The 18,579-nt window shown below is 66.9% G+C and carries 22 protein-coding genes; 17 read left to right on the top strand and 5 right to left on the bottom strand.

Features of this window, described 5'->3' with window-relative positions; translation table 11 throughout:
* Nucleotides 1-46 precede the first annotated feature (46 nt).
* From NIBR502770_RS09465 to NIBR502770_RS09385, 17 genes are all read left to right on the top strand, one after another.
* Entirely contained in the window at nucleotides 47-1,129 is a 1,083-nt protein-coding gene (locus NIBR502770_RS09465) for an amidohydrolase family protein (protein WP_141181762.1), read from the top strand.
* A 102-nt stretch (nucleotides 1,130-1,231) separates the two neighbouring features.
* Nucleotides 1,232-2,107 carry a VOC family protein gene (locus NIBR502770_RS09460; protein WP_141181761.1) on the top strand — a complete coding sequence of 292 codons (876 nt, stop codon included), beginning with the start codon at nucleotides 1,232-1,234 and terminating at the stop codon, nucleotides 2,105-2,107.
* 142 nt (nucleotides 2,108-2,249) lie between these two features.
* The gene (locus NIBR502770_RS09455) at nucleotides 2,250-2,696 is read left to right on the top strand and encodes a hypothetical protein (RefSeq protein ID WP_141181760.1); all 447 of its coding nucleotides are present in this window, start codon (nucleotides 2,250-2,252) and stop codon (nucleotides 2,694-2,696) included.
* A gap of 218 nt (nucleotides 2,697-2,914) precedes the next feature.
* Nucleotides 2,915-3,337 carry a 30S ribosomal protein S16 gene (rpsP, locus tag NIBR502770_RS09450; RefSeq protein WP_018768286.1) on the top strand — a complete coding sequence of 141 codons (423 nt, stop codon included), beginning with the start codon at nucleotides 2,915-2,917 and terminating at the stop codon, nucleotides 3,335-3,337.
* A gap of 1 nt (nucleotide 3,338) precedes the next feature.
* Nucleotides 3,339-3,581, top strand: a complete 243-nt coding sequence (locus NIBR502770_RS09445; protein ID WP_013601399.1) for an RNA-binding protein — start codon at nucleotides 3,339-3,341, stop codon at nucleotides 3,579-3,581.
* 114 nt (nucleotides 3,582-3,695) lie between these two features.
* A complete protein-coding gene (gene rimM / locus NIBR502770_RS09440; RefSeq protein ID WP_141181759.1) occupies nucleotides 3,696-4,241 on the top strand; it encodes a ribosome maturation factor RimM in 546 nt (181 codons plus the stop codon).
* Nucleotides 4,242-5,054, top strand: coding sequence for a tRNA (guanosine(37)-N1)-methyltransferase TrmD (trmD, locus tag NIBR502770_RS09435; protein ID WP_141160156.1), 813 nt, complete (start codon nucleotides 4,242-4,244; stop codon nucleotides 5,052-5,054).
* A 257-nt stretch (nucleotides 5,055-5,311) separates the two neighbouring features.
* Nucleotides 5,312-5,671 (top strand): 50S ribosomal protein L19, encoded by a 360-nt coding sequence (gene rplS / locus NIBR502770_RS09430; protein ID WP_141160157.1) that lies wholly within the window; start codon nucleotides 5,312-5,314, stop codon nucleotides 5,669-5,671.
* Nucleotides 5,672-5,752: 81 nt separating this feature from the next.
* Nucleotides 5,753-6,430, top strand: a complete 678-nt coding sequence (gene lepB / locus NIBR502770_RS09425; protein WP_141160158.1) for a signal peptidase I — start codon at nucleotides 5,753-5,755, stop codon at nucleotides 6,428-6,430.
* A complete protein-coding gene (gene lepB, locus NIBR502770_RS09420) occupies nucleotides 6,431-7,261 on the top strand; it encodes a signal peptidase I (RefSeq protein WP_141160159.1) in 831 nt (276 codons plus the stop codon). It abuts the gene before it with no gap.
* A gap of 2 nt (nucleotides 7,262-7,263) precedes the next feature.
* Nucleotides 7,264-8,049 carry a ribonuclease HII gene (locus tag NIBR502770_RS09415; protein ID WP_246857454.1) on the top strand — a complete coding sequence of 262 codons (786 nt, stop codon included), beginning with the start codon at nucleotides 7,264-7,266 and terminating at the stop codon, nucleotides 8,047-8,049.
* Between the two features lie 48 nt (nucleotides 8,050-8,097).
* The gene (locus tag NIBR502770_RS09410; protein WP_056335405.1) at nucleotides 8,098-8,424 is read left to right on the top strand and encodes a DUF2469 domain-containing protein; all 327 of its coding nucleotides are present in this window, start codon (nucleotides 8,098-8,100) and stop codon (nucleotides 8,422-8,424) included.
* Between the two features lie 108 nt (nucleotides 8,425-8,532).
* The gene (locus NIBR502770_RS09405; RefSeq protein WP_141181757.1) at nucleotides 8,533-8,889 is read left to right on the top strand and encodes a YraN family protein; all 357 of its coding nucleotides are present in this window, start codon (nucleotides 8,533-8,535) and stop codon (nucleotides 8,887-8,889) included.
* Nucleotides 8,889-10,433, top strand: a complete 1,545-nt coding sequence (locus NIBR502770_RS09400; RefSeq protein WP_141181756.1) for a YifB family Mg chelatase-like AAA ATPase — start codon at nucleotides 8,889-8,891, stop codon at nucleotides 10,431-10,433. Before NIBR502770_RS09405 ends, NIBR502770_RS09400 begins: the two co-directional genes overlap by 1 nt.
* Nucleotides 10,434-10,507: 74 nt before the next feature.
* Entirely contained in the window at nucleotides 10,508-11,686 is a 1,179-nt protein-coding gene (gene dprA, locus NIBR502770_RS09395; protein ID WP_141183377.1) for a DNA-processing protein DprA, read from the top strand.
* A gap of 85 nt (nucleotides 11,687-11,771) precedes the next feature.
* The gene (locus NIBR502770_RS09390) at nucleotides 11,772-12,659 is read left to right on the top strand and encodes a tyrosine recombinase XerC (RefSeq protein ID WP_141183376.1); all 888 of its coding nucleotides are present in this window, start codon (nucleotides 11,772-11,774) and stop codon (nucleotides 12,657-12,659) included.
* Between the two features lie 240 nt (nucleotides 12,660-12,899).
* Nucleotides 12,900-13,403 (top strand): DUF3145 domain-containing protein, encoded by a 504-nt coding sequence (locus NIBR502770_RS09385; protein WP_141160163.1) that lies wholly within the window; start codon nucleotides 12,900-12,902, stop codon nucleotides 13,401-13,403.
* A gap of 119 nt (nucleotides 13,404-13,522) precedes the next feature.
* Here NIBR502770_RS09385 and NIBR502770_RS09380 read toward each other — a convergent pair whose 3' ends face one another.
* The 5 genes from NIBR502770_RS09380 to NIBR502770_RS09360 form a co-directional block, all read right to left on the bottom strand.
* A complete protein-coding gene (locus NIBR502770_RS09380) occupies nucleotides 13,523-14,758 on the bottom strand; it encodes a beta-ketoacyl synthase (protein WP_141181755.1) in 1,236 nt (411 codons plus the stop codon).
* Between the two features lie 175 nt (nucleotides 14,759-14,933).
* Entirely contained in the window at nucleotides 14,934-15,179 is a 246-nt protein-coding gene (locus tag NIBR502770_RS09375; RefSeq protein WP_009359314.1) for an acyl carrier protein, read from the bottom strand.
* Nucleotides 15,180-15,256: 77 nt separating this feature from the next.
* Nucleotides 15,257-16,318 (bottom strand): beta-ketoacyl-ACP synthase III, encoded by a 1,062-nt coding sequence (locus NIBR502770_RS09370; RefSeq protein WP_141181754.1) that lies wholly within the window; start codon nucleotides 16,316-16,318, stop codon nucleotides 15,257-15,259.
* Nucleotides 16,315-17,244 carry an ACP S-malonyltransferase gene (locus NIBR502770_RS09365; RefSeq protein ID WP_210418936.1) on the bottom strand — a complete coding sequence of 310 codons (930 nt, stop codon included), beginning with the start codon at nucleotides 17,242-17,244 and terminating at the stop codon, nucleotides 16,315-16,317. Before NIBR502770_RS09365 ends, NIBR502770_RS09370 begins: the two co-directional genes overlap by 4 nt.
* 88 nt (nucleotides 17,245-17,332) lie before the next feature.
* Complete coding sequence (locus tag NIBR502770_RS09360) at nucleotides 17,333-18,577, bottom strand: CdaR family transcriptional regulator (protein WP_141160167.1); 1,245 nt, start codon at nucleotides 18,575-18,577, stop codon at nucleotides 17,333-17,335.
* Nucleotides 18,578-18,579 lie beyond the last annotated feature (2 nt).

The following is an 18,579-nucleotide window of genomic DNA, read 5'->3' as shown; positions in this document are numbered from 1 at the left end:
TGTCATAATTGCGGTGCTAGCCTGGCCGGGCATCGAAAGGAGCCCCATGGCAGGCATCATCAACTTCCCCGGCCCCGTCCTGACCGCACCGGACACGGTGCGGCACGGGCTCTGGTCCGTGGACGGCAGGCTTACGTTCAGCCGGCCGGCGGCTGCTCCGGACCGGGTTTTGGATGGCTGGGTGCTGCCGGGCTTCGTGGACGCCCACTGCCACATTGGGCTTGGGGCCACTGGTCCGGTCGAGCCCGCGGCGGCCAGGGACCAGGCGGAGGCGGACCTTAGCGCGGGAACCCTGCTGGTCCGGGACGCGGGCTCGCCGGCAGATACCCGCTGGATGCAGGGCGGAGTGGACTTCCCGGTGCTGATCCGGGCCGGGCGCCATATTGCCCGGACGCGCCGCTACCTGCGGGGCTTCGCCGAGGAAGTGGAACCCGAGGGCCTCGTGGAGGCCGTCCGGAAGCAGGCGCGCGACGGCGACGGCTGGGTCAAGCTCGTGGGGGACTGGATTGACCGGAGCGCCGGCGACCTGTCGCCGTCCTTTCCTGCCGCCGTCGTACGCGATGCCGTCCAGGCGGCACACGACGAAGGTGCCCGGGTAACAGCGCACTGCTTCGCTGAAGACACCCTGGACCAGGTGCTGGACGCGGGCATCGACTGCGTCGAGCACGCTACCGGGCTCCTTCCCCGCCACGTGCCCCGGTTCGTGGAGCAGGGCGTACCGATCGTGCCCACGCTCATCAATATCGCCACCTTCCCCGACATTGCTGCGCAGGCGGAGCCCAAGTTCCCGCGTTATGCCGCCCACATGCGCGTCCTCTGGGAAGGCAGGATGGAGCGGGTGGCGCAAGCCCATGCCGCGGGTGTACGCATCTTTGCCGGTACCGATGCCGGCAGCGTGATACGGCACGGCAGGATCACGGACGAAATCCTCGCCCTGCACGGCGCCGGCCTGCCCATGGAGGCGGCCCTGGACGCCGCCTGCTGGGCAGCCCGTGCGTGGCTGGGAGCGGACGGGATGGAGGAGGGTGCCCGCGCCGACGTCGTTGTATGCCGGGAAGACCCGCGGGCGGCACCGGAGACCATTACGGCCCTGGAGCACGTGGTGCTGGGCGGGCGGATTATTCGCTGACGAAAAACGGCTCACGGAGGACTTGGAATAAATTGAAGCTTCAAGTAATTTTAATGTGTGAGAGGCCGCCAATGGGACGGCCGCCAATGCTAGGAGCCTTCAATGACCGGATCAGCCAGCAGCCAGGATCTTCTTCCTGCCGACCTCGCCATGGGCACCGTGATGCTCAAGGTGGGCGACATGAAGGTCATGACCGACTACTACCAGCGCGCACTCGGCCTTGAGGTGGTCGCCGAACAGGACGGCGGGCTCTACCTTGGCCGCCTGGGCCGGCCGTTGGTCCACCTTGCGCCGGCTCCCGGACTGCACCTTCCCGGCAGGGGAGAGGCGGGCCTGTTCCATACCGCGCTCCTTTTCGAGGACCAGGCTTCCCTCGCCGCCACCGTCGCCACTGCCGCACAGTACGAGCCGCGGGCCTTCACCGGCAGCGCCGACCACCTGGTCAGCGAAGCCTTCTACTTCACCGACCCCGAGGGCAACGGCATCGAACTGTACTGGGACCGTCCCCGCAGCAACTGGTCCTGGAACGGGACGGACGTGGTGATGGACAGCCTGGCGCTCCCGCCGCAGCGCTACCTCGAGCAGTACCTCACCGAAGAGTCCCTGGAGGGACAGCGGCAAACGGCCGCCGGCGTGGGACACGTCCACCTCCAGGTTGGCGATGTGCAGACCGCCCGGGATTTCTACGTGGGCACTCTGGGGTTCGAAAAGACCGCAGGCTGGCACGGGCAGGCACTGTTCGTTTCCGCAGGCCGCTACCACCACCACATGGCCATGAACGTCTGGAACAGCCGCGGCGCCGGTCCGCGCAAGGACACCCTTGGGCTTGGCGAGGTGCTCATCGAGGTTCCGTCCGGGGACGACGTCGGAGCGCTGACCGACCGCCTCAAGGTTGCCGGGGTGCCGGCCCACCACACCGGCTCGGAGCTTCGGTTCGAGGATCCGTGGCGCAACCGTATCCGCGTCGCCGTCCGCTGACCGCTGCGGCCTCCTGCGCCACTCCGCGGGAGGCTGGTCCGGCGTGCGGGGGCGGCCCCGCAGCTACTAGGCTGATTCCGTACGGCCGGGCGGCAGGAAGTGTCCGGCGCGCAGTTCCGCCAACGGAAGAAGGACACGAGCCATGGGCTTCACCGAGATCTTTGTCGCCACCCATGACGCCGCGCTGAAACATGCCGGCCTCCTTGATGAAGGCCGCAGCGCCTCCGCGGGGGACACTGCTGCGGTGCGGATTGAGGGAATCAGCGATTTTGAACTGGAACAGCTTGGCGATCTTGCCGGGACGGCCGTCCATGCCGGCGGAGCCGACTACGAGCTGACGATGGTGGATGTCGCCAGCGACTCCCTCCTCGCCGTTCCGCCGGCCATGGTCCGCGCCCTGGCGGACCTTCTTACTTACGAAACCGAAGGCGAGGGCAACGTCCTGGACGACGTCGCCGAACAGTGGGCCGCCCAGGAGGACATGCCGTTCGGGGCCGCCCAGGCGCGGACGTATGTGCAGCAGCTCGCGGCGCTTGCTGCCGGAATCAATGATTCCGAGCGGACTGGACTCTACGTCTGGTCCGCCTGACCCTCCCGGCCGCGCCCGGAAAACCTTCCCGCAGCGTCACCGGCGGCTACGCCAAGTCGAAATAACGGCGTTCATCTGGCACAATAAACAGGTACTCGATCTGCGTGGCCCCTCTCTCCGCGTCCGGATCCTGTCCTTCGAGCCCGCAAGTACGGCCCGCCCCACGGGTGCAGAAAGCCGGGTTCACCCCTTTTTCTGAAACAGGAGTGACCACAAAAGTGGCCGTAAAGATTCGCCTTAAGCGCTTCGGCAAGATGCGCGCCCCGTACTACCGCATCGTCGTTGCGGACTCACGCACCAAGCGTGATGGCCGCGCCATCGAGGAGATCGGCAAGTACCACCCCACCGAAGAGCCCTCGTTCATCGAGGTTAACTCCGAGCGTGCCCAGTACTGGCTGTCCGTCGGCGCCCAGCCGTCCGAGCAGGTTGCCGCGATCCTGAAGATCACCGGTGACTGGCAGAAGTTCAAGGGCCTGCCGGGCCAGGAAGGCACCCTCAAGACCAAGGTCGCGAAGGAAGCTTTCGTTGCTCCGGAGAAGGGCTCGGTCATCATCCCGGAAGCCATCACCAAGAAGGCCTCCAAGTCTGACGCTGCCGAGGCCCCGGCCGACGCCGAAGCTGAGACCACCGAGGCTGAGTAGATTGCTGGCAGAAGCGCTGGAGCACCTGGTCCGCGGGATCGTTGATTCCCCGGACGACGTCAAGGTCAGTTCAAAGAGCAACCGCCGCGGGGACACCCTCGAGGTGCGCGTTCACCAGGACGACCTCGGACGGGTGATCGGCCGCCAGGGCCGCACGGCACGCGCACTGCGCACCGTGGTGGCAGCACTGGCCGGCGGCGAACCGGTAAGGGTCGACGTCGTCGACACCGACCGCCGCCGCTGAGCGCTCGGCACTATCCAGTTTGCTCCGGCCCCTTCACCACCAGGTGGAGGGGCCGGAGTTCTTTCCCAGCACAAAGCTTTACCAGCACCACCACAACCCGGAACAGAGGAACAGATGCAGCTTCAGGTGGCACGGATTGGCAAGCCGCACGGCATTCGCGGGGAGGTCACCGTCCAGGTGCTTACGGACGCCCCGGAAGACAGGTTTGTCCCCGGAACGGAGTTCGTGGTGGAGCCTTCAGCGTCCGGCCCGCTGACTGTGAGCAGCGCGCGCTGGAACAAGGACATCCTGCTGCTCGGTTTTGAGGAAGTGGCGGACCGCAACCAAGCCGAGACGCTCCGCGGCGCCAAGCTCTTCATCGAAACCGAAGAGCTGGACGAGGACGACGACGAAGGCTGGTATGAGCACGAACTGGTCGGCCTGGAAGCCCGGGTCGAGTCCCGGGTGGTGGGCAAGGTGACAGCCCTCAACACCATGCCGGTCCAGGACCTGCTGGTGGTCACCACCCCGGGTGGCGACGAGATCCTCATTCCGTTCGTGGAACAGATCGTCCCTGAGGTGAACATCGAGGAAGGCTTCATTCTCCTCACCCCGCCGGACGGCCTCTTCGGCATCAACTCGGACGAAGCCGCCGCCCCGGAAGCGGAAGGCAACGCCTAGATGCGGATCGACGTCGTCAGCATCTTCCCCGAATACCTCGCCCCGCTTGAACTCTCGCTGATCGGCAAGGCCCGCCAGGACGGCATCCTGGACCTGCATGTCCATGACCTGCGCAGCTTCACCACGGACAAGCACCGTTCCGTCGATGACACCCCATACGGCGGCGGCGCCGGGATGGTCATGAAGCCCGAGCCCTGGGCGCAGGCACTTTCCGCCGTGGCCGAGGGGCACCCGGATGGGGACCGCAAGCCCGTGTTGATTGTTCCTTCGCCGGCGGGGGAGCGGTTCACCCAGGCCCTCGCTTACGAGTTGGCCGAGGAGCAGCACCTGGCGTTTGCGTGCGGGCGGTATGAGGGCATCGATGAGCGGGTCATCGAATGGGCGCAGGAGCACTTCACGGTCCGGCCCGTTAGCCTCGGCGACTACGTCCTGAACGGTGGGGAAGTGGCGGTCCTGGCCATGGTGGAGGCCATTGGCCGCCTGCTGCCGGGGGTGGTGGGAAATCCCGAGTCGCTGGTGGAGGAATCACACTCCGACGGGCTGCTGGAATACCCGGTCTACACCAAGCCCTCCGTCTGGCGGGAGCGCGAAGTGCCCCCGGTGCTCCTCAGCGGCAACCACGGCCGGATCGCACAGTGGCGCCGCCACGAACAGTACCGCCGGACGGCGGAGCGCCGTCCGGACCTGCTGGAAGGGTTCGACGCCGGCAGCCTCCCGCGCGCGGACCGCACCGAACTGCACAACCTGGGCTACGACGTCGTGGACGGCAGGCTTGTCCGCCGCCCCGGCACGGCAGCTGCACAGTCGGGCTAGCGGCGGCGGAACGCCGGGACTAACTCCGCCCGAATTGGCGTAACCCTGCCGCTGTGGCAAAATTAACCCTTGTGTCTGCTGGGTCCGCACCTGCCACAGGGGGTAGCGCGGCCAACAGCCCGACAACCGGCTCCCTCAACCCTTGAAGCAGCCGGGACTTTACTTCGGCGGTGAGCCCCCGGCCTGCTTTCCAGCAGCCGGACTTGCCCGCCGTGACCCAAAGTGAATGACCTGTGGCGTTCACCAGGAGTGCAATCATGCATATTCTCGATTCCCTCGACGCAGCCTCGCTGCGCAACGATGTTCCGCAGTTCCGCGCGGGCGACACCCTCAAGGTGCACGTGAACATCATCGAAGGCAAGAACACCCGTGTCCAGGTCTTCCAGGGCTTCGTCCTGGGCCGCCAGGGTGACGGCGTTCGCGAAACCTTCACGGTCCGCAAGGTTTCCTTCGGTGTCGGTGTGGAGCGTACCTTCCCGGTGCACTCCCCGATCATCGAAAAGATCGAGGTTGTCACCAAGGGTGACGTCCGCCGCGCCAAGCTGTACTACATGCGTGCGCTGCGCGGCAAGGCTGCCAAGATCAAGGAAAAGCGCGACTTCAGCACCGCAAAGTAAGTCTTCCGGACTTACTGCCAGCTGGAGCGCGGCCGTACCCGGCAAGCGCCGGAGCAATGCACCAGCGCCAGGATACGGACCATGCACCAGACAAAACGCCAGCCCCGCAGAATGGGCTGGCGTTTTGTCTTTCCGGCCCTGATCCTTGCCATCGCCATCAGCGGTTTGGTCAGGTCCTTGTGGCTCGATGTCTATTTCATTCCCTCGGAGTCCATGGAACCGCTCCTGGAAGGCGGCGACCGGATCCTTGTCTCCCGCACCGATTTCCAAACCGAACCTATCCGGCATGGCGACGTTGTCGTCTTCGACGGGCGCGGGAGTTTTGCGCCCCTGAACAGCGGCAAAGGCCCTTTGGTAGATGCCACTGCATCTGCGATGCAATGGGTCGGGCTGGCCGGCAGCGACACTACCTACGTCAAACGCGTGATCGGCCTTCCCGGTGACACCGTGGTCTGCTGTGATGCCGGAGGGAAAGTCACGGTCAACGGGACAGCACTGGATGAGCCCTATGTCTTCCCCGGGGATGCGCCGAGCACGCAGAAGTTCAATACGGTGGTCCCCGAGGGCAGGCTGTGGCTGATGGGGGACCACCGTTCTGTTTCCGCCGATTCACGCAGCCTGCTCGGTGCTCCGGGAGGCGGACTCGTTCCACTTGACCGGGTGATCGGCAGGCCGGTCCAGATCCTCTGGCCGCTTGATAGATTTGCCCCAGTAGCACGGCCGCCTGCACCGGGGCCCACAACAGAGAACGGACGGTAAATGCCCGAGAACCAAGCGCGGAACCCTGAACCGCGCCATGACGGCGCTTCCGAGGAACCGGCCGTTCCAGCTTCTTCTTCCGAGCCGGGCGAAGGCACTGGGCCGGAAGCTCCAGCCAGCAGGCGGAGTAGGTTGGGGTCCAAAGCCGCCGGCAAGTCCGCCGGGAATCCCTTCCTGGGCTGGCTGAAGGAAATTGCCACCGTGGTTGTCATCGCGGTGGTGCTGTCTTTCCTTATCAAGACCTTCCTCTTCCGCGCCTTCTTCATCCCGTCCGAATCAATGGTGAACACCCTGGACGTCGACGACAGGATTTTCGTCAACCTCCTGGTTCCCGAGCCCTTCGCCCTGAGCCGCGGCGACGTCGTCGTCTTCCGTGACACCAAGGGATGGTTGCCGCCGGCCCCGGCCAAGGCACAGGGCCCCTTCACCTGGGTCCAGGACGGACTGACGTTCGTGGGGCTCCTGCCGGACAACTCTGAGCAGCACCTCGTCAAGCGGGTCATCGGACTGCCGGGCGACCACGTGGTCTGCTGCGACACCGGCGGTAAACTGACCATCAACGGCACTGCCATCGACGAGACGTACATCAACCCCGCCGAAGTCCCGCAGGTCCGCAACTTCGATGTCACCGTCCCGGAGGGCAAGGTGTGGGTGATGGGTGATAACCGGAACCACTCCGCAGACTCCCGCGCGCACATGGAGACCGACGGCGGATTCGTCGACCTCAAGGACCTCGAGGGCAAGGCTGCCGTGATTGCATGGCCGTTGAACAGGATCAAGACGCTGGACAATTACCCGGACGTCTTCAAGAGCGTTCCGGCGGCCCGCTGACCATGTCCTCCGCGGTCCAGGCTTCCCCAGCCACCCCAGCGCGTCCGGCCCGCAAGGCTGCCGCCAGCGGAACCAAGGCGCCAACGTTGCGGCATGAGCGCACCTTCAAAGCCCAGGGAGTCCGGTTCCTGGCCGGCGTTGACGAGGTGGGCCGGGGAGCGCTTGCAGGACCCGTGAGCGTGGGAATCGCCGTCGTGGATCTTGAGCGCCAAAAGCCGCTGGCCGGGGTGCGCGACAGCAAGCTGCTGAGCCCGGCCGAGCGGGAACGGCTCGATCCTCTGGTGCGGCGCTGGAGCGTGGCCTCCGCGGTGGGACACGCCACCGCCGGGGAGATCGATTCGCTCGGCATCATCGCCGCCCTGCGGCTTGCCGGAACCCGTGCCTGGGGCAGCATCATCGCTGCGGGCGTTGTCCCGGAAGCTGTGCTGCTGGATGGAAGCCACAACTGGCTCTCACCCGCAGACCAACTGTCCCTTTTCGACCAGCCCGTCGTGGAGGCCGCCTGCGAGGCCCCGGTGCACACCAAGGTCAAGGCCGACATGCAGTGCCTCAGCGTGGCCGCCGCGAGCGTCATCGCGAAGGTGGAGCGGGACCGGATGATGCGCCACCTGCACACCGAATACCCGGACTACGGCTGGAACATCAACAAGGGCTACGCCACGGCAGCCCACCGGTCCGTCCTCCGCGCAGCCGGGCCGACGCCCTACCACCGGGTGAGCTGGCGCCTCCTGGGCGGCGAACTCCAGGACGCAGCGGGTTCCAACGTGGACGCACCGGACCGGGACTGACAGCGGCCTCCGGCGCCGGGGGCGCCGGAGATGGTGCAAGATGGAAGCATGAGTGCCGAAGATCTTGAGAACTATGAAACCGACATGGAGCTTCAGCTCTACCGTGAGTACCGCGACGTCGTCGGTTTGTTCAGCTACGTTGTCGAGACCGAGCGGCGCTTCTACCTGGCCAACCACGTGGACCTCCAGGCCCGCAGCGCCGACGGCGAGGTCTACTTCGACCTGACCCTCCAGGACGCCTGGGTCTGGGACGTCTACCGTTCCGCCCGCTTCGTGAAGAGCGTCAGGGTGCTGACCTTCAAGGACGTCAACGTCGAGGAGCTGCCCCGCAACGAGGAGCTCGCGCTGCCCAAGGATGTGGACCTGGGAAACTAGGCACCGGCTGCAGCCCAACCTTCCCTCCACACCGGCCCCTGTCCACATAGGACAGGGGCCGTCTGTTTTCGGCCTGCGTCCGCCGCCAGGCTGGTTGCGGAGGTGGACATGAAATCCAAAGACCTGTTGGGCCGGCGCGGCGAAGACCTCGCCGTGGGTTATCTCGAAGCGCTGGGCATGCTGGTGCTGGAGCGGAACTGGCGGTGCCCCGGGGGTGAGATCGACATCGTTGCCCTGGACGGTGATGCGCTGGTCATCGCCGAAGTCAAAACGCGCCGCTCCCTGGACTACGGCCACCCGTTCGAGGCGGTGGGCCCGGAAAAGCTTGCGCGGCTGCACCGGCTGGGTGCCGCATGGTGCCGTGACCGCGAGCTGCGGATGCCGCTGCGGCGCGTGGACGTCGTCGCGGTCCTGGACGACGGCGGCGGGGAACCCCTGGTGGAGCACCTCAAGGGGGTGGGGTGATGGCCTTGGGACGGACCTACTCAGTGGCCCTCGTGGGCCTGAACGGCTACATGGTTGAGGTTGAGGCGGACATCGGCCAGACCCTCCCGGCATTTGTCATCCTGGGATTGCCGGATGCGTCGCTGAACGAGGCCAAGGAGCGGATCCGGTCTGCGGCGAAGAACTCCGGGATTCCGCTCAGCCGCCGGAAGATCACCGCCAACCTCATTCCGGCCTCGCTGCCCAAGCGCGGATCCGGGTTCGACCTCGCCGTTACTATGGCCGTCCTGCGGGCCGCGAACGACATCAAGCCCACCGGGAACACCGTCTTCATCGCCGAGCTGGGGCTCGACGGCAGGCTCCGGCCGGTAAGGGGAATCCTGCCGGCGGTCATGGCAGCCGTGCGGGCCGGCTACCCCGAGGTCGTCGTGGCCCACGCCAACCTGGCCGAGGCCTCCCTTGTCCCGGGCGCGACGGTACGGGGCTACCGCACGCTGGCCCGGCTCGCGCTCGACTTTGGCGCCGATCCGCAGGAACTTGCCCTGGACTTCGAGCCTGACGATTCCGGGGAGTCCGGTGACGTCGCGGCCCTTCCCGGCCCGTGTCCGGACATGGCGGACGTCTCCGGCCAGGGCGACGCCCGGCGGGCCCTGGAGGTCGCGGCCGCGGGTGCCCACCATCTGCTGCTCACCGGGCCGCCGGGGGCCGGAAAGACGATGCTGGCGGAACGGCTTGCGGGCCTGTTGCCCGACCTCGGCGACCATGAGTCGATGGAGGTCACCGCCATCCATTCGCTGTGCGGCCTGCCCTCCTCCACTGTGCGGCTCCTGAGGCGGCCGCCCTTCGAGAACCCGCACCACTCTGCAACCGCTGCAGCCATCATCGGCGGCGGGTCGGGGCTGCCCCGGCCGGGCGCGGCTTCCCGTGCGCACCGGGGCGTGCTCTTCCTTGACGAGGCACCGGAATACGAACGGCGGGTCCTGGATGCCCTGCGCCAGCCCCTGGAAAGCGGGGAATTGGTGATTCACCGCTCTGCCGGGACCGCGGCGTACCCGGCCCGCTTCCAGCTCGTGCTTGCGGCCAACCCGTGCCCGTGCGGCAAGGCCTCGGGCAAAGGGCTGGACTGTACCTGCACTCCCGTGATGCGCCGACGTTACCTCGCCAGGATGTCCGGGCCCCTGCTGGACCGGGTGGACATCCAGCTCCAGGTGGAGCGGGTTTCGTTGACAGATTTCGGTCAATCCGGTGCCGAAGAGGACACCGCGTCCGTGGCGGGCCGGGTCCGGGAGGCCCGGTCCCGGCAGGCGGAACGCCTTCAGCGCTTTGGCCTCGAGACGAACTCACAGGTGCCCGGACGGATCCTGCGCGGGGACCTGCGCCTCGCTTCCGCAGCAACGCGGATCCTGGACCAGTCGCTCGAGCGCGGAGTCCTGACTGCCCGCGGGTACGACCGCGTCCTTCGGCTCGCCTGGACCCTTGCGGACCTGGGGCGCCGCGACGCGCCCGATACCAACGACATCGGGCAGGCGCTGGGCCTCCGGCAGGCCACGGCGGCCGCGGCATGACAGCTGGCCAGGAACGGAACGGACTAATGGAACTGCGGGTGGAAAAGGAACGGGCCGTGGAAAAGACGCGGGACATGGAAACGGAACGGCTGGCGCGGGCCGCCCTCTCACGGCTGATGGAACCGCAGGATGCGGCGGGCCTGGCCCTGGTGCAGCTTGCTGGGGCGACGGAGGCACTGCGGATCGCCACAGGTCGGGTGGCGGCCGGCCCTGACCTGGAGCGCGACGTCACGGCACTCCTGGCAGACAGCGGATCGGCCGGCAGCTGGGCCGGACTGGCAGCAGCTCTAAGGCGTTGGCAGCCGCGGATCCCCGATCTCGCCCCCGAACGCGACCTGGCCACCATGGCCAGGCTGGGCGGACGCGTCATCATTCCCGGCGATGAGCTGTGGCCTGCCCAGCTTGCGGACCTGGGAATCCAAGAACCCGTCTGCCTGTGGTGGCGCGGGCAGGAACAGCCGCTGCCTGCACTGGAGAAGTCCATCGCCCTCGTGGGGTCCCGGGACAGCACCAGTTATGGGGCAGCGGTCACCGGAGACCTCGCTTACTCCCTGGCGCAGCGCGGCTATACGATTGTTTCCGGCGGCGCTTACGGAATTGACGCCCATGCGCACCGGGCTGCCCTTGCCGGCGGATCCGCAGCCGTGCCTACCATCGCCGTCATGGCCGGGGGAGTGGACAGGTTCTATCCGTCCGGAAACGAAGACCTGCTGCGGGCTGTCGCCAACCAGGGCGCAGTCCTGGCAGAGGTACCACCGGGGTCCGCCCCGACCCGCTACCGCTTCCTGCAGCGGAACCGGCTGATAGCTGCCCTGTCCGCGGTGACAGTAGTGGTGGAAGCGCGCTGGCGGTCGGGCGCCCTCAACACGGCACACCACGCTGAGACGCTGGGCCGCGCCGTCGGCGCTGTCCCCGGGTCTGTCCACAGCGCCAACTCCGCCGGCTGCCACCGGCTTCTCCGGGACGGAGGGGCAGTCTGCGTCACCGATGCGGCGGAAGTGGCCGAGCTCGCCTCGCCGAGCGGAACAGGACTGCCTGAGCAACGGGCCTCAGAAGCGGCAGTCCAGGACGGGCTGACCCTGGAGGACCTGATCCTGCTGGATGCGCTGCCGCTGCGCTCCACCACGTCGGTGGAAAAGCTTTCGGTCGTGGCCGGACTGGGGCAGGATTCCGTCCGGGCAGGTCTTGGCAGGCTGGGGTTGCTGGGATTGGCCGTGGCGGAGCGCGGTGGCTGGAAACGCGGCAAAGGGTAACCGTGTCAGCACGCCGGGCAGCACACGCAGCTGGGAAAGTAGAGGAGTGGAACATGAACAACTGCCCGTGGAACTCGGGAAGGCAATGGACGCGTTCGCCGGCTATCTGTCGGGGGAGCGCGCAGTGTCGGAGCACACCAAGCGGGCTTACCTGGGCGACCTGCACAGCCTCCTCGCCCACGCGGCTTCGGAAGGCGTGGCAGGACTGAAGGACCTTGAACTGGGCACTTTCCGCCGCTGGCTTGGGACCCAGAGCTCAGCCGGCGCGTCCCGGGCCACCTTGGCGCGCCGGTCCGCCACGGCCCGGGTGTTCACGGCCTGGGCGCTCAGGGAAGAAGTCATTGACGTCGACCCCGCCCTTCGCCTGAAGGCACCTAAACGGGAAGGATCCCTCCCGGGCGTGCTGCAGGCCTCGCAGCTCACCCGCATCCTGGAGGGACTCGAGGCGCAGGCCGCGGACGGCGGACCGCTTGCCGTGAGGAACCGGGCCATGGTGGAACTCCTCTACGCCACGGGTATCCGGGTGGGGGAACTTGCCGGCCTCGACGTCGACGACCTTGACCCGGACCGCCGGACGCTCCGGGTGGTCGGCAAAGGCAACAAGGAACGCACCGTCCCTTTCGGGGTTCCGGCCGCCGTGGCCGTTGACGACTGGCTCCGCCGGGGGCGCCCGATCCTTGTAAAGGACGGCAGCGGACCCGCCCTTTTCCTCGGGGCGCGCGGTGGACGTGTTGACCAGCGCCAGGTCCGTGCCTTGGTCAACACCCTCTTCGAGGCGCTCGGGGACACTGCCGCTTCCGGGCCCCACGCGCTGCGCCACTCCGCCGCCACGCATCTGCTGGACGGGGGCGCGGATCTTCGGGCGGTGCAGGAGATCCTGGGCCACAGCAGCCTGGCCACCACCCAGATCTATACCCATGTCTCGGTGGACCGCCTTCGGAAGAGCTATCAGCAGGCGCATCCCAGAGCCTGAGCGGTGTGGCTAATCGCACTGGCGTAATTTTGCGGGGTGCGGCACAATAAGAGTCACGTCCGGCAACTTTCAAGTGCGGCTTGAAGCTCCCTGAGCTTCGCGCTGCACAGCAAGTCCGGACGCGGCTTTATTCGATACATCTAAATATGCACAAGGAACCACCACCGCAGAGCAGTGCACGGCAGTTCCATCCAGGCAGAGGTCGTTGGGGAAGACGTACCTATAGCTATGGAGGATGGAATGTCTGTTGCAATGACCCGCGGTGTGCTGTTCGTTCACTCGGCCCCTACGGCGCTGTGCCCCCACGTTGAGTGGGCGGTTGGCGCCGTCGTGGACAAGCGGACGGACCTTGAGTGGACCCCGCAGCCTGCCGCCCCCGGCATGTTCCGGGCCGAGTTGTCCTGGACCGGAAACCCCGGCACGGGAGCCAAACTGGCGTCCTGCCTCCGAGGCTGGGCGCACCTTCGCTATGAGGTCACGGAGGAGCCAAGCCAGGGCGTGGACGGCGGCCGATGGTCGCACACCCCGGAGCTGGGGATCTTCCATGCCGTCACGGACGTCCACGGCAACATCATGGTGTCCGAGGACCGGATCCGCTACGCGTACGAATCCGGCGCCGGAGACCCGGCCGCCGTCTACCACGAACTCTCCCTCGCCCTCGGGGAGGCCTGGGACGAGGAACTCGAACCGTTCCGCCACGCTGCCGAGGGCGCCCCGGTGCGCTGGCTCCACCAGGTGGGCTGACCGCCGTCGTCCGTCCCCGCGGTGGCCTGTCCCCCGCAACACTTCCATAGCAACAAAAAGGGAGGCCCCGCCTGTTGGCGGGGCCTCCCTTGGGTTTCCGGGCTGCTGCCCGGACATGGCTAGACGCTGCGGATGGCCACCACGGCGTTGTGTCCGCCGAAACCAAACGAGTTGCTCAGCGCCACGATGCTGCCGGCAGGCAGGTCACGGGCGGAGGTGACAACGTCGAGCGGGATCTCAGGATCCTGGTTCTCAAGGTTGATGGTCACCGGTGCCTTGCGCTCGTGGACGGCCAGCACGGTCAGGACCGCCTCGACCGCGCCGGAAGCACCCAGGAGGTGGCCCATCTGCGACTTGGTGGCCGAGACGGCCACGTTGTCCACGTGGGTGCCCAGCGCAGCGCGCAGGGCCGTGTACTCGGGCTTGTCACCAACGGGGGTGGAGGTGGCATGCGCATTGACGTGCACCACGTCTTCAGCCTGGATGCGGCCGTCAAACATGGCAGCCTTGAGTGCACGGGTGGCACCGAGACCTTCGGGGTCCGGGGCGGTGATGTGGTAGGCGTCGGCGGTCACGGACGTGCCGGCCAGTTCAGCGTAGATGCGTGCGCCGCGGGCCAGGGCGTGCTCTTCGGCCTCCAGGACCAGGGCGCCGGCCCCTTCACCCATGACGAAGCCGTCACGTGCGGTGTCGTAGGGGCGGGAAGCGCCCTGGGGATCATCGTTCCGGCGGGAGAGCGCCTGCATGGACGCGAAGGCCGCCAGCGGCATGGGGTGGATGGCTGCTTCTGCCCCACCGCACATCACCACGTCCGCCTTGCCGGAGCGGATGAGTTCCAGGCCCAGGTGCATGGCTTCCGTACCGGAAGCGCAGGCGGAGACGGGTGTGTGCGCGCCGGCGCGGGCACCGAGGTCCAGGCTGACGGCCGCAGCAACACCGTTGGGCATCAGCATGGGCACTGTCATGGGCAGGACCCGGCGCGGGCCCTTTTCCTTCAGCGTGTCCCAGGCATCAAGAAGCGTCCAGACGCCACCGATGCCGGTGGCAAACGCGACAGCCAGCCGGTCCTGGTCGAATTCGGTGATGCCCGAATCGGCCCAGGCTTCGCGGGCGGCGATAACGCCGAACTGGGTGGACGGGTCCATCCGCTTTGCTTCGACACGGCTGAGGACGTCCAGCGCAGGGGTGCTGCAGCGTGCGGCGAAGTGGACGGGGAGCTCGTACTTGGCGACCCAGTCGTCCTCAAGGGTGCGGGCACCGGAGACCCCTTTGAGGGCGTTGTTCCACATCGTGGGTACATCGCCGCCGATGGGCGTGGTGGCACCCAGACCGGTAATGACTACTTTGCGCGTCATGGGATCACTCTTTCGTCGGTGGGGAATCCGCCTGCACCTGTCGCAGGGTCCCGCACATATTGATGATCGGCCAGTCCCGGTCGGGGTTCTGCGCCGGATAAAAACGGCGGGCTGCCGGTCCGGTCATTCCGGACCGGCAGCCCTGCCAAGCCGTGAGACGGCGAAAAGCCTGGTGTTAGGCCTGGGCTCCGGCGATGAAGCTGACGGCGTCGCCGACGGTCTTGAGGTTCTTGACCTCTTCGTCCGGGATGCGCACGCCGAACTTTTCCTCGGCGTTGACCACGATGGTCATCATGGAGATGGAGTCGATGTCCAGGTCCTCGGTGAAGGACTTGTCCAGCTCGACGGCCTCCGGGGCCAGGCCGGTTTCTTCGTTGACGATTTCAGCCAAGCCGGCCAGGATCTCTTCGTTGCTAGCCATTGGTGGCTCCTTTTCTTGTATTGCCGGCAGGGGCTGCCGGAAACGGTCCGGGCCGCGGATGCGACCCTTGGGCGTATCTAGGGAAGGACAATTACCTGTGCGCCGAAGACCAGTCCGGCTCCGAAACCGATCTGCAGGGCCAGCCCGCCGCTCAGTCCGGGGTTCTCCTGAAGGAGCCGGTGGGTTGCCAGCGGGATGGAGGCAGCCGACGTGTTGCCGGCCTCGGCAATGTCCCGTGCCACTGTAACGGTCTCGGGCAGCTTCAGCTTCTTCACCATCTCGTCGATGATGCGCATGTTGGCCTGGTGCGGGATAAAGGCAACCAGGTCTTCAGCCTGGATGCCGGCGGCATCGAGTGCCTGCTGGGCCACCTTGGCCATTTCCCACACTGCCCATCGGAACACCGTCTGTCCGTCCTGGCGGAGGGTGGGGTACAGCTCCTGGGCTTCCTCCAGCAGCGCGAGGTCGCCCGTGGAGTCGGACTGCCGGGCTGCCAGGCCCAGGTCGCGGACGTCCAGCAGTGAGCGGGTCATGCCGATGGCATCCCACCTGCTGCCGTCCGAGCCCCACACGGACGGAGCGATGCCGGGGGTGTCGGAAGGACCCACGACGACGGCGCCGGCGCCGTCACCGAGGAGGAAGGAGATGGTGCGCTCCCGGTTGTCGATGACGTCGGACAGCTTCTCGGCGCCCACCACCAGCACATACTTAGCGGTGCCGGACCGGACCAGGGCATCGGCCTGGGCAATGCCGTAGCAGTAACCGGCGCAGGCCGCGGAGATATCGAAGGCGGGCGCGGGCGTGGCACCGATGCGGTCAGCCAGGCTGGCCGCGGCTGAGGGAGTGGCGTACGGGTGGGTGACCGTGGAGACAATGACAGCGCCGAGTTCCGAGGCTTCAATGCCTGCCTTGGCCATGGCTTCGCGGGCAGCGCCTTCGGCCATATCGATCACACTGACGTCGGCAGGAGCGCGGTGGCGGGTGACGATCCCGGTGCGCTGGCGGATCCACTCGTCCGAGGAATCGATCCACTGGCACACGTCCTCGTTGGTGACGATGACGTCCGGCCGGTAAGCGCCGAGGCCGAGGATGCGGGTGTGCTCCTGGATGGGAGCCTGTTTCAGCGTGGGAACGCTCATGCGTTGCCCTCCAGTTCTGCGAAGAGCGCCAGTGCGGCGGACAGGTCATCGGGGGTTTTGACAGCAACGGTCTTGACGCCGGGCATGCCGCGCTTGGCAAGGCCTGCCAGGGTACCGGCGGGCGCCAGTTCGATCAGGCCGGTGACGCCCCGCTTCACTATGGTTTCCATGCACAGGTCCCAGCGGACGGGGCGGGACACCTGGGCGATCAGGCTTTCGACGGCGGCGCCACCGTCGGTGACTTCGCCGCCGTCGTAATTCGACAGCAGCGGCACCTTGGGGGCCACCGGGTTCAACGTCGGCGCCAGCGCCTTGAGCGCATCAACAGCGGGCGACATGTGGCTGGTGTGGAATGCTCCGGCCACCTTAAGCGGAATAACCCGGGCCTTGGCGGGTGGATTCTCGGCGAGGGCCTTCAACTGGTCGAAGGTGCCCGCCGCCACCGTCTGGCCGGCGCCGTTGACGTTGGCAGGGGAAGCCCCGGATGCCTCGATGGCGGCCAGGACCTCGGCGGGGTCACCGCCCACCACAGCGCTCATGCCGGTGGGGGTGGCGGCTGCCGCTGCCGCCATGCTGTTGGCACGCTCCCGCACGAACGTCATGGCTTCCGCTTCGGTCAGCACGCCGGCCAGGGCTGCTGCGGTGATCTCGCCTACCGAGTGGCCGGCAAGGATGACAGGAAGGGAATTGAGCTCCACATCGAAGAGGGAGGCCGCGGCGACAAGCCCGGCAGCAACGATCAGGGGCTGCGCCACGGCAGTGTCCTTGATGGTTTCCTCGTCGGAGGTGGTGCCATGGGCTATCAGGTCGATGCCTGCGATGTCACTCAGGGAGGCCAGCTGGCCTGCCACCGAGGGAAGTTCCAGCCAGGGGGCAAGAAAACCCGGGGTCTGTGAGCCCTGTCCAGGGCAGACTATTGCAAGCACGTAACCAGCTTTCCAAATTACTGTGTGATCCAGCGGTGTTTCTCCGCACCAAGCTCACGGGGTCAGATTGTAGGAAGTCTACAATGCCTCAGGCCTGGTTCCGGGACGGCTGGCGCTCCGTGGCGGCCTTCGGCGGCGCTGAAAGCCGGCCCACCACCAGTGCCGCCTGCAGCACGAAGGCCTCTCTCGGGAGCAACGGGTCCCACCCCGTGACGTCGCAGACCCGCTTCAACCGGTAGCGCACTGTGTTGGCGTGGACGAAGAGTTCCCGGGCGGTGGCCTCCAGTGAATGGCCCAGCTCCAGGTAGGTTCCCAGCGTTTCGACCAGGCCGTTGGAGGCAGCCAGGAGCGGCCGGTAGATGTTCTTCACCAGGGAACGCCGGGCGGCGTCATCCCCGGAAATCACCCGCTCGGGCAGCAGGTCGTCCGCGGCCACCGGACGCGGCGCTGACGGCCACGCCCGCGCCGCCGTCAGGCCGGCAAACGCGGACTGGGCAGAGCCGCTGGCCTCCAGCAGTGAACTGGCCTCGGGTCCGTAGACCACCGGCCCCGGGGCGAACATGTCGCTCAGCTTCACGTAAGCGGTTTCGCGGTCCTGCACCCCGCCAAGGATAAGGATCAGCCGGTCGCCCTGGATTCCCACCAGCGCGTCCTCGGCGTAACGGCCCGCCATCCGCCGCAGTTCGCTGACATAGCTGGCGCTTGGTTCCGACGGCGAATTACCCACCATCACCGTGAAGCGCTCCTGTGCCTTCCAGCCCAGCGCCGCAATGCGGGAGCGCAGGGCATCGGTGTTCTCGCCGCGCAGAATGGCATCCACAATCAAAGCTTCCAGCCGGGTGTCCCACGAGCCGCGGGACTCTGCGGCCCGCGCGTAGACGTCCGCGGCAGCGAAAGCGACTTCCCGCGAATAGCGCAGCACGGCCTCCCGCAGGGACGGCTGGTCGGCCTCGGGTGCAATGACGGGCACCTGGTCCTCCACCACCTCCACCACGATCCTGATCAGCTGCAACGCCTTCTGCAGGCTGATGGAACGGGTCAGCTCCGTAGGTGCCGTCCCGAAGACGTCGGTCAGGATCCACGACGGTGAGCTGGGCCGTTCGTACCAGGTGACAAAGGCGGCGATACCGTTCTGCGCCACCATGCCGAGAGCGGAACGCTCGTCCGCGCTGAGCCGGCTGTACCAGGGGAGGGACTGCTCAAGCTTGCGCATGGTGGTGGTGGACAGTTGGCCCACGTTGGCGCGGAGCTGCTTAAGGGTTTCGGACTTCTCCGGCGTGACCTTCGGCGGCGAGGGTTTCCGCTTCGAGGACTGGCTGGCTGGTGCTGGCATCC

Source organism: Pseudarthrobacter sp. NIBRBAC000502770, assembly GCF_006517815.1.
Classification (GTDB): domain Bacteria; phylum Actinomycetota; class Actinomycetes; order Actinomycetales; family Micrococcaceae; genus Arthrobacter; species Arthrobacter niigatensis.
Note: the sequence above shows the minus strand (reverse complement) of the source record. Positions and strands in the feature narration are given on the sequence as shown.

Coding starts and splice junctions, on each gene's coding strand:
- NIBR502770_RS09465 (WP_141181762.1), top strand. CDS start 47: ATGGCAGGCATCATCAACTTCCCCGGCCCCGTCCTGACCGCACCGGAC.
- NIBR502770_RS09460 (WP_141181761.1), top strand. CDS start 1,232: ATGACCGGATCAGCCAGCAGCCAGGATCTTCTTCCTGCCGACCTCGCC.
- NIBR502770_RS09455 (WP_141181760.1), top strand. CDS start 2,250: ATGGGCTTCACCGAGATCTTTGTCGCCACCCATGACGCCGCGCTGAAA.
- rimM (WP_141181759.1), top strand. CDS start 3,696: ATGCAGCTTCAGGTGGCACGGATTGGCAAGCCGCACGGCATTCGCGGG.
- trmD (WP_141160156.1), top strand. CDS start 4,242: ATGCGGATCGACGTCGTCAGCATCTTCCCCGAATACCTCGCCCCGCTT.
- rplS (WP_141160157.1), top strand. CDS start 5,312: ATGCATATTCTCGATTCCCTCGACGCAGCCTCGCTGCGCAACGATGTT.
- lepB (WP_141160158.1), top strand. CDS start 5,753: ATGCACCAGACAAAACGCCAGCCCCGCAGAATGGGCTGGCGTTTTGTC.
- lepB (WP_141160159.1), top strand. CDS start 6,431: ATGCCCGAGAACCAAGCGCGGAACCCTGAACCGCGCCATGACGGCGCT.
- NIBR502770_RS09415 (WP_246857454.1), top strand. CDS start 7,264: ATGTCCTCCGCGGTCCAGGCTTCCCCAGCCACCCCAGCGCGTCCGGCC.
- NIBR502770_RS09410 (WP_056335405.1), top strand. CDS start 8,098: ATGAGTGCCGAAGATCTTGAGAACTATGAAACCGACATGGAGCTTCAG.
- NIBR502770_RS09405 (WP_141181757.1), top strand. CDS start 8,533: ATGAAATCCAAAGACCTGTTGGGCCGGCGCGGCGAAGACCTCGCCGTG.
- NIBR502770_RS09400 (WP_141181756.1), top strand. CDS start 8,889: ATGGCCTTGGGACGGACCTACTCAGTGGCCCTCGTGGGCCTGAACGGC.
- dprA (WP_141183377.1), top strand. CDS start 10,508: ATGGAAACGGAACGGCTGGCGCGGGCCGCCCTCTCACGGCTGATGGAA.
- NIBR502770_RS09390 (WP_141183376.1), top strand. CDS start 11,772: ATGGACGCGTTCGCCGGCTATCTGTCGGGGGAGCGCGCAGTGTCGGAG.
- NIBR502770_RS09385 (WP_141160163.1), top strand. CDS start 12,900: ATGTCTGTTGCAATGACCCGCGGTGTGCTGTTCGTTCACTCGGCCCCT.
- NIBR502770_RS09380 (WP_141181755.1), bottom strand. CDS start 14,758: ATGACGCGCAAAGTAGTCATTACCGGTCTGGGTGCCACCACGCCCATC.
- NIBR502770_RS09375 (WP_009359314.1), bottom strand. CDS start 15,179: ATGGCTAGCAACGAAGAGATCCTGGCCGGCTTGGCTGAAATCGTCAAC.
- NIBR502770_RS09370 (WP_141181754.1), bottom strand. CDS start 16,318: ATGAGCGTTCCCACGCTGAAACAGGCTCCCATCCAGGAGCACACCCGC.
- NIBR502770_RS09360 (WP_141160167.1), bottom strand. CDS start 18,577: ATGCCAGCACCAGCCAGCCAGTCCTCGAAGCGGAAACCCTCGCCGCCG.